General features: G+C 63.0%; 10 protein-coding genes. 6 read left to right on the top strand and 4 right to left on the bottom strand.

Features of this window, described 5'->3' with window-relative positions; translation table 11 throughout:
* Positions 1-60: 60 nt before the first annotated feature.
* From nudC to OW493_RS11440, 4 genes are all read right to left on the bottom strand, one after another.
* Positions 61-834 (bottom strand): NAD(+) diphosphatase, encoded by a 774-nt coding sequence (gene nudC / locus OW493_RS11455; protein WP_077376771.1) that lies wholly within the window; start codon positions 832-834, stop codon positions 61-63.
* Entirely contained in the window at positions 834-1,607 is a 774-nt protein-coding gene (dnaQ, locus tag OW493_RS11450; RefSeq protein ID WP_077376774.1) for a DNA polymerase III subunit epsilon, read from the bottom strand. The genes nudC and dnaQ overlap by 1 nt, the downstream gene beginning before the upstream one ends.
* Positions 1,608-1,763: 156 nt before the next feature.
* Positions 1,764-2,264, bottom strand: a complete 501-nt coding sequence (gene rnhA / locus OW493_RS11445) for a ribonuclease HI (protein WP_240704129.1) — start codon at positions 2,262-2,264, stop codon at positions 1,764-1,766.
* Between the two features lie 191 nt (positions 2,265-2,455).
* Positions 2,456-3,301 carry a methyltransferase domain-containing protein gene (locus OW493_RS11440; RefSeq protein ID WP_289864250.1) on the bottom strand — a complete coding sequence of 282 codons (846 nt, stop codon included), beginning with the start codon at positions 3,299-3,301 and terminating at the stop codon, positions 2,456-2,458.
* A gap of 420 nt (positions 3,302-3,721) precedes the next feature.
* On the opposite strand from OW493_RS11440, the gene gloB reads away from it, so the two are divergent.
* From gloB to OW493_RS11410, 6 genes are all read left to right on the top strand, one after another.
* A complete protein-coding gene (gene gloB, locus OW493_RS11435) occupies positions 3,722-4,510 on the top strand; it encodes a hydroxyacylglutathione hydrolase (RefSeq protein ID WP_289864249.1) in 789 nt (262 codons plus the stop codon).
* A 177-nt stretch (positions 4,511-4,687) separates the two neighbouring features.
* The gene (locus tag OW493_RS11430; RefSeq protein ID WP_176493234.1) at positions 4,688-6,106 is read left to right on the top strand and encodes a LysM peptidoglycan-binding domain-containing protein; all 1,419 of its coding nucleotides are present in this window, start codon (positions 4,688-4,690) and stop codon (positions 6,104-6,106) included.
* 525 nt (positions 6,107-6,631) lie between these two features.
* Positions 6,632-8,398 (top strand): extracellular solute-binding protein, encoded by a 1,767-nt coding sequence (locus OW493_RS11425; protein WP_354670155.1) that lies wholly within the window; start codon positions 6,632-6,634, stop codon positions 8,396-8,398.
* 170 nt (positions 8,399-8,568) lie between these two features.
* Positions 8,569-9,657: a microcin C ABC transporter permease YejB gene (locus tag OW493_RS11420; RefSeq protein WP_084208776.1), complete on the top strand. Its 1,089-nt coding sequence runs from the start codon at positions 8,569-8,571 to the stop codon at positions 9,655-9,657.
* 1 nt (position 9,658) lies between these two features.
* The gene (locus OW493_RS11415) at positions 9,659-10,768 is read left to right on the top strand and encodes an ABC transporter permease (protein WP_077376794.1); all 1,110 of its coding nucleotides are present in this window, start codon (positions 9,659-9,661) and stop codon (positions 10,766-10,768) included.
* Between the two features lie 8 nt (positions 10,769-10,776).
* The gene (locus OW493_RS11410; protein WP_289864276.1) at positions 10,777-12,420 is read left to right on the top strand and encodes a dipeptide ABC transporter ATP-binding protein; all 1,644 of its coding nucleotides are present in this window, start codon (positions 10,777-10,779) and stop codon (positions 12,418-12,420) included.
* Positions 12,421-12,683: the final 263 nt, after the last annotated feature.

Below are 12,683 nucleotides of genomic sequence, written 5' to 3'. Positions count from 1 at the left end.
AATGAAAACGCCCCTGCCATTGGCAGGGGCGTTTTCATTGACAGCCCGGAGTGCCAGGCGTCAGCGGCCGCTGGCCACCGAGCGCAGGAAGTTGTCGATCAAGGCATGCGAGATCGAGAACTTCGGCGGCAAGCCAGGCAAGGATTCAGGTGTGAACCACTGGGCATCCTCTATCTCATGGCCATCAATGGCGATCTCCCCGCCCGCATATTCGGCGTAGTATCCCAACATGAAGGAGTGAGGAAATGGCCAGGATTGGCTCTGGAAGTAACTCACGCGCCCGACCTCGACACCCACTTCCTCCAGGACCTCGCGCCTCACCGCTTCCTCGGCGCTTTCCCCGGCTTCGATGAAGCCGGCCAGGGTCGAGTACATGCCGGGCCCGAAACGCGGACTGCGTGCCAGCAGCAACTCACGCCCACGCGTGATCAGCGTGATGATGCAGGGTGAGATTCGCGGATAGCTGCGATGCTGACAACCGGTACAGTGCATCGCGAACTCATGTTCCAGACGTTTCATTCGCTTGCCACAACGTCCACAGAAACGATGGTCCCGCGCCCACTTGAGCACCTGCAGGGCACTTGAGAGCAGTGGGAACTGCTCTCTGGGCAGTGAATGCAACCATTGCCGAGCGCCTGGCCACTCGGAAGACCCATTCTCGCCAAGCACGGCGATCGGCGCCCCCTGCCACTCTCCCAGTGCAATCGCGCCGGATGGCCAGTCGCATGGCGGTTGAATGATGCCGCCATCGGGCGCCGGGGCGACCCCGTCGCGTCCGATGCGAATCAGGTACCCCTGACGCTGGTTCACTCGTGACAGATCACGTATCAGCATCAGACAGCGCCTCCCGGGTTGCCTCTGCCGTCAAGGCTGCCCAGCGCGTCGATCGCCACCTTGTCAAAGGCACATTCTGTCTTGGCACGAATCTCCTCGCACCAGGCGGCATGGCGCTCAAGCTCCAGCGCCGAGAGCCCGGGCGTGACCAGACGCGGGCGGTCCGCCCGAAGGCGACGCACCCCGACAATGCCGCCCTCTCCCTCATCGCCATCGTCTATGTCGTCCAGCCCGAGCGCCGTCTGCCCGCCGGTCATCGCCAGATAGACGTCGCCGAGGATCTCCGCATCCAGCAAGGCACCGTGCAGCACGCGGTGCCCATTGTCGATATCGTAGCGCTTGCACAGCGCATCCAGGTTGTTGCGCTGACCGGGGTGCTTCTCACGGGCGAGCTTCAGGGTATCGAGGATCGCGCAGTGTTCCGCCACCGGCCCCAGCGGCTGGCTACGCCGTGGATTGATCAGGCCGAATTCATGATCAATGAAGCCGACGTCAAAGGGAGCGTTGTGAATGACGAGCTGGGCGCCCTTGATGAACTCCCAGAAGGCATCCGCCACGTCCGCGAAGACCGGCTCATTGGCGACCCGTTCATCGGTGATGCCGTGGACGCCGATCGCCTCTTCATCGATCAATCGTTCCGGATTGATGTACTGGTGATAAGTGCGCCCCGTCAAACGGCGATTGATCATCTCCACCGCACCGATCTCGATCAGACGGTGGCCTTCCTTCGGGTCGATACCGGTCGTTTCGGTATCGAGAATAATCTGACGCATCTCAGACCTCTTGGTGAACGGGACCTGGTGAACGGGTCCGGGTGAACTTGGCTCTGAAGACACTGGTCCTGATGTATCCGACGCTGGTGCTTCTGACGCTGAGGTTTGTGACTCGGTGGCGCCTGACTCTGAACTGCCGGGCCAGTAGCCGCGTGCTCAACGGCGTGACTGCATCTCATCGATCGCTTCATTGGCAAGGCTATCGGCACGTTCATTGCCTTCGTCGCCACTGTGGCCCTTGACCCAGCGCCACTCGATATCATGACGCTGACTCTGTTCCAGCAACGCCTTCCACAGCGCCTCATTCTTGACCGGTTGCTTGGCAGCCGTCTTCCAGCCGCGCTTGACCCAGCCATGGACCCACTTGGTGATGCCATTCTTGACGTATTCGGAGTCCGTCCACAGCACCACGTCACAGCGCCGGGTCAACGCCTTCAGGGCCTCGATGGCGGCCATCAGCTCCATGCGATTGTTGGTGGTGTCCTGTTCGCTACCCTTGAGTTCCTTGCGATGCTTGCCACTGACGAGAATGGCTCCCCACCCTCCCGGGCCGGGATTTCCCCGGCAGGCACCATCGGTGTGGATGACCACCCGAGGGCTGGGGGCGGCTGAGGAGGCATCATTGGCGAGATCGGACGAGGAGACACTGTGACTCACAGGGGAACACTCTTGGAGAAAGGACAGGACACAGGCAATGACACGACGCGACGTCACTTCGACGCGGGCTTGCTGCCAAGGCGACATTCTAACCGCTCATGCCGGATAGCGGCAAAGCGACCTGTGTGTCCTTACAGTCCATGTCAGCCCACCCGGCGACACGGACGGCGTGTCGGCATGCCCTGCACGGCTCACACCTTGCCCGAGTCATCCGACGAACGGGAGTCATGATTGTCGCGTGAATGCAGGCGGGTCACCTGCCCGATGGCGACACCGGGAATCGCCACGCGTGAGCGCTTGGCATTCAGAGGCTGCACGTACCCGACATTGCGACGGGCCCGTATCAGCATCAGGCTGCCCAGAGGCAGGTTGTAACGGCGTCCCATCCGCTCGAGCCAACCATGGCGCAGGCGCAAGCCAGGCAGGTGAAACCCCGCGTAGTCGATACGCTCGATCTCGAAGTCCACGAAGGCCAACCAGTCCCTGAGCGCCGCCGGGGTGCGCCAGCTGCCTTCCCAGGGAGTGATGTGCCGACGCCGGGGGTCGAGGCGCAGCAGCCCTTCCCCGGACATCGGCTGCCAGGCGACGATGATCAGACAACCGCTGGAGCGCAGGACACGCGCCGCTTCGCGCAAGAGGCGATGAGGCTCCGGTGCGACCTCCAGCAGATGATGGATCATCACCATGTCCATGCTTTCATCTGGCAGGGCCAGCTGAGTGAGCGGGCAGATGAGGGTCGATGGCGACTGGGCCAGGGCGGGCTCCGGCGCCCAATGGATGGCATGCCGGATGGGAGACAAGGAGAGCAGGTCATTGTCTCCCGGCCCCAGACACAGACTGTGGAAGCCGAAGCAACGCTCGAACAGTGGCGTCAACATCTCGCGCTCGGCGATGAGAATGTCCTTGCCGTCCGCCCCTTCAAGAAAGGCGCGCATCGCTCGCACGTGGGCGCCCAGCAGCCGCGCGTGCAGTCGGCGACGCGCTTCCGGGGTGAGTTGCGCAGCGGAATCCGCCCCGCGTGAGCGACTTTTCCACATCCCTGCATCTCCCGTCTCTTTCATGGGGGAGCGCCCCACGCGCAAGCAAGATGTCACACACTTCTACATTCTCACACCACAAGAGGTTTGACACTTACCCGCTTGCTCGGCAGGCTTTACGCCTTTGCATGGCGATACGTCAGCCGCTTGCGCGCTGCCAACGCCAGACACCCCGGAAAAGAGCGGCGATGAACGCCCCGGGCTGTCCGATGAGAAATCGCATCGTCGATGCCACGCCAAAACCTCCGTGAGCAATGGCCTCGACATCACTTGAAGACATCGTATCCACCATATGCCTGGCGAAGGCTTGCGCCAATCGCCAGCGGGACGGAACTGCCAAGTTCTTTCATTCGGTCACGTCACCGGCAGCCTCCCCCGTCACGCAATGGGATACCGACACGACAAGAGTACCTGACCACCATGATGAGCGTTACGCCCATAGCGGCCTTTCAGGACAACTATATCTGGCTGATCCAGAGCGACGACAGCGACACGGTTGCCGTCGTCGATCCGGGTGATGCCACGCCGGTGATCGAGGTTCTGGAAACCCGCGGCCTGACTCTGGACACGATTCTGATCACTCACCACCATCAGGATCACACCGGCGGCCTCCCCGAGCTGATCAAGCGCTACCGCCCTCGCGTGGTCGGCCCGCACAACCCGGCCATCGAGGGAATCGATGTGCGTGTCGCCGATGGTGACAGCGTGCGCGTGCAGGGACGCTTGTTCGATGTCCTGGAAGTGCCCGGCCACACACTGGACCACATCGCGTTCGTGAGTGCCGGCATGCCGGGGCTGCTGTTCTGCGGGGACACCCTCTTCAGTGCGGGCTGTGGCCGTCTGTTCGAAGGCACACCAGAGCAGATGCACCAGTCACTCACGCGCCTGGCATCACTCCCTGAAGACACCCTCGTCTTCCCGGCTCACGAGTACACCCTGGCCAACCTGGCATTTTCTCGCGCGGCGGAGCCTGACAACACGCAACGCGATCAGGTGATCGCCGAGTGTGAGCGCGCCCGCGAGACCGGCCGCCCGACCCTCCCGAGTCGCATCGCGCGTGAAAGACAGATCAACCCCTTCCTGCGCAGTGATGACCCCACCTTGCAACAACGTTTGCTCCAGCAAGGACGCCTCACTGCCTCAGAGGACCAGCCCCTCACGTCACTGGCAGCCTTCATGGCACTGCGCCAGTGGAAGGACAGCTTCTAGACCCGCTGACCGCGCGCCTGCCCACGACCTGAAGATGGGCAGGCGTCTCGCGTGACAGCGGGTCGGGTTCTCGTGATCCCGATCAGCCCCCGCAGTCACAGTTTGCGCCGGAATGTCCGGCATGCTGAGCCCGTGTCGTGCCCATCCGACGCAGGCTCGCCAAAGAGTACTCTGTCAATGCATCAGCAAGACCTCCGTACCGACGACACCTCTGTCATCAAGACATCTGCCGCCGACACGCCGGCCCGCCTGCCACTGACTGCTGAACGTCTGCGTTACCTGATTCGCCTCGCCTCCCTCGGAGCCGGCCTGTGTCTGCCGCTGATGGCGACCCCTGCCAATGCAAGCTCCCGGGCGCTCGACGACCTGACACCCACCAGCGTGCATCAGAGTGCTCCTCTGAATTTCATGCAAGCCATCGATGCGGTGCCCGCGCGCTACGATGATGTGTGGGAGCGCCTGCGTGCCGGCTATCAGCTGCAGCAGGACACCGGACGCCCTCGAGTACGCAAATGGATCGACTGGTATGAAGAGCACCCGGAGCACGTGGAGCGTATCGCCGAACAGGCTCGCCCCTGGCTGCGTTACGTGACGCGTCGCACCGAGGCGCGCGGCCTTCCGGCCGAACTTGCCCTGCTGCCTTTCATCGAGAGTGCCTATGATCCGGATGCCGCCCACCCCGGCGGCGCCACCGGCATGTGGCAGTTCATGCCCCAGACCGGCGATGCCATGGGCCTGACCCGCAACCGCTGGTACGACGGCCGCAAGGACGTCCTGATGGCCACCGATGCCGCACTGGATTATCTGCAGTCCCAGGGCGAGCGCTGGTACGACGGAGACTGGGAACTTGCGCTGGCCGCCTACAACGCCGGTGCCGGCACCGTGAACCGCGCGCGCCGACGTGCCGGCTCAGGGGATGAGGATTACTGGAACATCAAGCTGCCCAGCGAGACCATGGAGTACGTGCCCAAGCTGCTGGCGCTGGCTGCGGTGATCCGTGAACCCGAAGAGTACGGCCTGAATCTGCCGGCGATTCCGGACACCCCGGAAATCGCCGCCGTCGATACCCGGGGCCAGCTTGACCTTTCCGTTGCCGCCAGACTGGCTGGCATCAGCGAAAGCGAGCTGCGCACCCTGAATCCCGCGTACAAGCGGTGGGCGACAAGCCCGGGAGACAGCTCGCTGGTGATTCCGGCCACGGCACGTGACACCTTCCTCAGCAAGCTTGAGACCCTGCCGCAAGAGACCCGCGAAAGCTGGGCGGAGTACCGTGTCCAGCGTGGCGACAGCCTGTCGGTCATCGCCCGTCGCAGTGGACTGACACTGGCGGAGCTCAAGCAGAAGAATCGCCTGAGCGGCAACACCATCCGGGTCGGTCAGCCTCTGTTGGTGCCTGACGCCACTCGCGGCGTGGCAGCGGCGCAACTCGCAGAAGCCAACGGCCTCAAGAAGGTGCGCGTCAAGCGTGGCGATTCGCTGTCGGTGATTGCGGCGCGTCACAATGTCACCACCCGCCAGATCGCGCGTTGGAACAAGCTCTCTTCCGCCGATTATCTGCGTCCGGGCCAGATGCTGACGCTCTACAGCGCCAACTGAGCGCCATCGCCTGCGCAGCTCCTACGCAGCAACTACGTAGCACGTACGCAACATCAAGACGCCCCCGCCATGCTCCATGGCGGGGGCGTCTTGATATCAGGCACCTGTCAGCCTGGACTCCTCCAGCACTCGGTAGCCGGCACTCGGTGGCCGACACCCGGTGACCGGCACCGCGAGGCAACAACAGACACTGAAACGCCGGCACTGACACCAGTCAGTCGCCCTCGTCGTGGTCGAACAATGGTCGATAACGGGGAACTTCGATACTCTTGGCGGGGTCGATGCTTGCGGACCCCCTGGCAGTGAGTTGACTTGCCGGCCTTGTGTCCACCAGTGCCGCCCGACATTGTCACCTGGCCCTTCGCGCCATGATCCCCCATTCAAGGATGTCCTTTGATGCAGGCTGCTTCTCTTATCCCTCGGCATGCACGCCTACTTCGTGCACTGTGCCTCGGGGCTCTGATTCTCTCCGCCATTGCACCGGCGCATGCATCCTCATCGCGGACCACTGATCAGAAGACTCCCGTGGCCCCCCTGGACGTGCCGACCGTGCACGGACTGGCCATCTATGGCGAACCGGCACATTCGGCAGGCTTCACGCACTTCCCCTACGTGAATCCTGATGCCCCCATCGGCGGACGCATGACTCGCGCCGCCATCGGCAGCTTCGACTCCACCAACCCCTTCATCCTCAAGGGCAACTCGGTGGCAGGGCTCAATTATTTCGGCGGGTTGATCTATGACACCCTGCTCACCCAGTCTGCCGATGAACCCTTCACTGAATATGGCCTGCTGGCCAGCGGGATCCGACTGGCAGAAGACCGCAGTGCCATCGAATTCGATATCGATCCCCGCGCACGCTTTCATGATGGGGAACCCGTCACCGCCGAGGATGTCGTCTTCACCTATCGTCTGCTGATGAAGGATGGCCTGCCCTTCTTCAAGAGCTACTACCACGATGTCACTCGCGTCAGCCTGATCGACACCGATACCGTTCGCTTTGACATGGCCACCGACGCCGCCCGCGAACTGCCCTTGATCATCGGTCAGCTGCCGGTCCTGCCCGAGCATTACTGGAAGACACGTGATTTCACCCGCGCCACGCTGGAACTGCCGCTTGGCTCAGGGCCTTACCGCATGGCCTCGCTGGATGCCGGACGCCAGGTGCGCTATGAGCGTGTCGCGGATTACTGGGGCAAGGACCTGCCCGTCAACAAGGGACGCTATAACATCCAGACACTGGTCTATGACTATTACCGCGACCAGAGCGTGTCGCTGGAGGCCTTCAAGGCCGGCAGCATTGACCTGCATGTGGAGAGCAGCGCCAAGAACTGGGCGACGGCCTATGACACGCCTGCGCTCAGAGACGGGCGTCTGAAGAAGCTGGAGGTCCCGGACAGCAATCCTGCCGGCATGCAGGGCTTCGTGCTCAATGAACGCCGCGCGCGCTTCCAGGACCCGCGGGTACGCGAAGCCCTGGCACTGGTCTTCGATTTCGACTGGGTCAACCGCAATCTCTTCTACGGCGCCTACCAGCAGACCCACAGCTATTTCGAGAATTCGGACATGGCCGCGAATGGCCTGCCTGAAGGACGGGAACTGGCCCTGCTTGAGCCGTTCCAGGACCAGTTGCCCGCCGCCGTCTTCCGCGACCCGCTGCCCATCGATGAGCCCACGGAACTGCGCCCGCGGCTGCGCAAGGCACTCAACCTGCTTCGGGACGCTGGCTATCGCGTCGCGGATGGCCAGCTGGTCAATCACGAGACGGGCAAGCCGCTGACACTGGAAGTCCTCAACTACGACACCCAGTTCGAACGGGTCATCCAGCCGTGGATTCGCAATCTGGCACGCATCGGCATCCAGGCGCGTATCCGCACCGTCGACGTCAACCAGTACATCAATCGTCGGCGAAGCTTCGATTTCGATGTCGTGGTCGGCAGTTACCCCCAGTCCAACAGTCCCGGCAGCGAACAGCGCGAGTACTGGACGAGTGACTACGCCGATGTCGCCGGCTCGCGCAACCTGATCGGCCTGAAGAGTCCGGTCATCGATGCACTCACCGATGCCCTGATCCAGGCCCAGACCCGCGAAGATCTGCTGAGCGCCACACGAGCACTGGATCGCGTGCTGCGCTGGGGCTTCCATGTCGTGCCGCAGTGGCATCTCGCGGCGACTCGCATCGCGCTGTGGGACAAGTTCGGCTATCCGCAGCCGTTCCCGGAGTATCTGCTGAGCCTGGACAGCTGGTGGATCGTCCCCGGGGCTGAGGCTGATGACGAGTCAGACGACTGAAACACTCGCGTGAAGATGGCCAACTGCCGCGCATCCCTCGGCATTGGCCAGCACGACCGACATGGGGCGTCTGCAAGGCCCGCCCCGGCGATTGCTCAACCATGAATGAACACGATGCCATCCGGACCGCCCCGCACAGGGCGGCCGCATGACACGTAGGGAGATTGCTCTTGGGTGCCTATATTCTGCGCCGAGTCCTGTTGATGATTCCGACACTGCTTGGAATCCTGTTGCTGAATTTCCTGATCGTCCAGGCGGCTCCTGGCGGGCCCATCGAGCAGCTGATGTCGCGTCTTGACGGCCTCAGCGCCGGGGCCAGCACACGGCTGAACAGTGGGGGTGGCGATGGCGTCACCAGCGGCTCCGGCACCAGTTCCACCTATCGCGGAGCCTCGGGAGTCGACCCGGCCCTGATCGCCGAGCTGGAGCAGCAATTCGGCTTCGACAAGCCCGCCTGGGAGCGCTTCCGCGACATGGTGGTCGACTACGCGCAGTTCGATTTTGGCGACAGCTTCTTCCGCGACCGCCCGGTGATCGACCTGATGCTGGAGCGACTCCCCGTCTCGATTTCCCTGGGCCTGTGGACGACGCTGCTGGTCTATCTGGTGTCGATACCACTGGGCATTCGCAAGGCACTGGTGCATGGCTCACGCTTCGATGTCTGGACCTCGGGTGTCGTCATCGTCGGCTACGCGATTCCGGGCTTCCTGTTCGCGATCCTGTTGATCGTGGTGTTCGCCGGCGGCAGCTATCTCGACTGGTTCCCGCTCAGGGGGCTGACCTCCCCGGATTTCGAGGAGCTCTCGACGCTTGGCAAGGTCCTCGATTATTTCCATCACATCGCCCTTCCCGTGCTGGCCTCCGCCATCGGCAGCTTCGCCACCCTGACGATGCTGACCAAGAACAGCTTCCTGGATGAGATCCACAAGCAGTACGTGCTGACGGCGCGCGCCAAGGGGGCCAGCGAGAACCGCATTCTCTACGGACATGTCTTCCGCAACGCCATGCTGATCATCATCGCGGGGCTGCCGGCGGCGCTGGTCGGCATCTTCTTCACCGGCTCGCTGCTGATCGAGGTCATCTTCTCTCTCGATGGCCTGGGCCTGCTGGGCTTCGAGGCGGTACTGCAGCGCGACTATCCGCTGATCTTCGGCACCCTGTACCTGTACACCCTGATTGGCCTGATCCTGAAACTGGTATCAGACCTGATGTATGTGTGGATCGACCCGCGCATCGACTTCGCGACCCGGGAGGCTTGAGATGCGTCACGACACACCCCTTCAAGGGGAGACCAACGTCGTCCAGGACGTGCCGGAACGCCTGCACCGCTCGCGCCTGTCGCCCATCACGCGGCGGCGTATCACGGCGTTTCGTGACAACCGGCGCGCCTGGTGGTCACTGCTGATCTTCGGCGTGCTGTTCATTCTGTCGCTCGGGGCGGAACTGATCGCCAATGACCGCCCACTGCTGGTCTCCTATCAGGACGAGCTCTACCTGCCGATGCTCAAGGAGTATCCGGAAACGACCTTCGGCGGCTTCCTGCCGACCGCCACGGATTATCGCGATCCCTATGTGATCGACGCCATCGCGGCGCAGGGCTTCATGCTCAACACTCTGATCCCGTATTCCTATGACACCCTGGATCTCAACCTGGGGTCTCCCGCGCCTTCGGCTCCCAATGCCCGTCATTGGCTGGGCACGGATGATCAGGGACGGGACGTGCTGGCGCGGGTGATCTACGGCTTCCGCCTGTCGGTCCTCTTCGCTCTGGTGCTGACCGCCGGTTCCATCGTGCTGGGCGTGCTGATCGGTGGCGTTCAGGGCTATTTCGGCGGCAAGGTCGATCTGATCGGGCAGCGCTTGATCGAGATCTGGTCTGGACTGCCGGTGCTGTTCCTGTTGATCATCCTGGCCAGCATCGTGGAACCCAATCTCTGGTGGCTGACCGGCATCATGCTGCTGTTCTCGTGGCTGGGGATCGTCGATATCGTGCGCGCCGAATTCCTGCGTGCGCGAAATCTGGAGTATGTGCGCGCGGCCCGCGCCATGGGCCTGCCCTCACGTCTCATCATGTGGCGTCATGTACTGCCCAATGCGATGGTCGCCACCCTGACCTTCATCCCCTTCCTGTTCACGGGCGCCATCACGACCCTGACCGCGCTGGACTTCCTGGGCTTCGGGTTGCCGGCAGGCTCCCCGTCGCTGGGCGAACTGGTCGCGCAGGGCAAGAACAATCTCCAGGCCCCCTGGCTTGGCATGACGGCATTTCTCAGTCTCGGCATCATGCTGACCCTGCTGGTCTTCATCGGTGAAGGGCTGCGCGATGCCTTCGACCCACGTCATATCAGTGCCCGGGAGCAGGACGCATGAGTCAGTCAATGCATGAAGCCACGACAGCGGCCAACGCCGAGCCGCGCTCCCGGGATCACTGCGTGCTGCGGCTGGACGATCTCTGCATCCGCTTTGGCAAGACACCTGTCGTCAGACATCTGTCGCTGGACGTGAAGCGCGGCGAATGTCTGGCCATCGTCGGCGAATCCGGCTCGGGCAAGTCAGTGAGCCTGCTGGCAAGTCTCGGCCTGCTGCCGGGGCATGCCCATGTCACCGGCACCCGGGAGTTCACCACGCTCGAGGGAGAGAGGCTGGATCTGTCAGCCCTGACGAGCCGCCAATGGCAACGCGTGCGCGGCAACCGGATCGGCTTCGTGTTCCAGGAACCGATGACATCCCTCAACCCCCTGGCCCGAGTCGGCGACCAGATCAGCGAGAGCCTGCGGCTGCATCAGGGCCTGCGTGGCCATGCGGCACGCCAGCGAGTGATCGAGCTGCTCAAGCAGGTTCAGCTGCCTCGCCCGGAAGAACTCCTCGAGGCCTGGCCGCATCAGCTCTCTGGCGGTCAGCGCCAACGCGTGATGATCGCCATGGCGATGGCCAATCAGCCGCCTTTGATGATCGCCGACGAGCCCACCACGGCGCTGGACGTCACGGTGCAGCAGGACATCCTCGCTCTGCTCGACAGACTGCGGCGAGACCAGGGCATGGCCATGATCCTGATCAGCCATGACCTCAATCTGGTCCGCCGCCATGCAGACCGCGTCATCGTGATGCGGGAAGGCGAATGCATCGAGCAAGGGCCGGTGTCAGAGGTCTTCGATTCTCCCAGCCACCCGTATACCCGCGAACTGCTGGCCGCCGAGCCTGAAGGGGTGGCCGCGCCACTCGACCCTGAGGATGCGGGCACGCCCGTTCTGGAAGCACGTGATCTGGAGGTGCGCTTCTCGCGTCCTCGCAAGCTGTTCCAGAAACGTCCAGCGGATTTCATCGCGCTTCAGCCGCTGGACCTGACCCTCGCGCGCGGGGAGACGCTCGGGATCGTGGGCGAGTCAGGCTCCGGCAAGACCACCCTCGCCCTGGCGCTCTTGAAGCTGCAGGCCGCACGCGGTGAGATTCGTCTGGAGAATGCCCGTATCGATACGCTGGATCGCAACTCCCTGCGTCACAAGCGACGCCAGATGCAGATCGTCTTCCAGGACCCCTATGGCTCGCTCTCGCCGCGCATGCCCGTCACGGACATCATCAGTGAAGGCCTGCGCTTTCATCAGCCTGAGCTCTCAGAGGACGAGGTACGCCAGCGCGTGACACAGGTCATGCGCGAGGTCGAGCTGCCTGCCGAGTGCGCCGACCGCTACCCTCACGAGTTCTCCGGCGGGCAACGCCAACGCATCTCACTGGCCCGCGCCCTGATTCTCGAACCTCACCTGCTGGTGCTGGATGAACCCACCTCAGCGCTGGATCGCAGTGTCCAGAAGCAACTCATCGCCCTGCTGCGCGACCTGCAGGCGCGTCATGGCCTCAGCTACCTGTTCATCAGTCATGATCTGGCCGTGGTGAGGGCTCTGGCCCACCGCGTGATGGTGTTGCGCGAAGGCAAGCTGGTGGAGAGCGGAACGACTGCCGAGGTACTGGGCAACCCGAGGGAAGACTACACGCGGGCCCTGATCCAGGCGGCAGGACTGACGTGACAGTTCAGCTTGCCACTCAAGGGCGCGCCCGCCACCAAGGCAGCGGAGGCCTCGTCCCTCATGTGGCGAGTCTCGAGAAGACAGGCATCCTGCATTGCACGGAACGCACTGCTGAGTTGCCTGACTGACTCTGGACGATTGCAAATAATAAAGGTTCTCAATATGATTCCGTCAGAGGTGGGCCACGCGACACCGCGCACGACATGACACCTGTCACCGTCGCGTCGAGCCTTCACGACATCGCGTCACGCGATCTGCATAAT

The organism is Cobetia sp. 14N.309.X.WAT.E.A4 (assembly GCF_030397495.1).
Lineage (GTDB): Bacteria > Pseudomonadota > Gammaproteobacteria > Pseudomonadales > Halomonadaceae > Cobetia > Cobetia marina.
This window is presented reverse-complemented; position numbering and strand designations above follow the sequence as displayed.

Coding starts and splice junctions, on each gene's coding strand:
- nudC (WP_077376771.1), bottom strand. CDS start 834: ATGCTGATACGTGATCTGTCACGAGTGAACCAGCGTCAGGGGTACCTG.
- dnaQ (WP_077376774.1), bottom strand. CDS start 1,607: ATGCGTCAGATTATTCTCGATACCGAAACGACCGGTATCGACCCGAAG.
- OW493_RS11440 (WP_289864250.1), bottom strand. CDS start 3,301: ATGTGGAAAAGTCGCTCACGCGGGGCGGATTCCGCTGCGCAACTCACC.
- gloB (WP_289864249.1), top strand. CDS start 3,722: ATGATGAGCGTTACGCCCATAGCGGCCTTTCAGGACAACTATATCTGG.
- OW493_RS11430 (WP_176493234.1), top strand. CDS start 4,688: ATGCATCAGCAAGACCTCCGTACCGACGACACCTCTGTCATCAAGACA.
- OW493_RS11415 (WP_077376794.1), top strand. CDS start 9,659: ATGCGTCACGACACACCCCTTCAAGGGGAGACCAACGTCGTCCAGGAC.
- OW493_RS11410 (WP_289864276.1), top strand. CDS start 10,777: ATGCATGAAGCCACGACAGCGGCCAACGCCGAGCCGCGCTCCCGGGAT.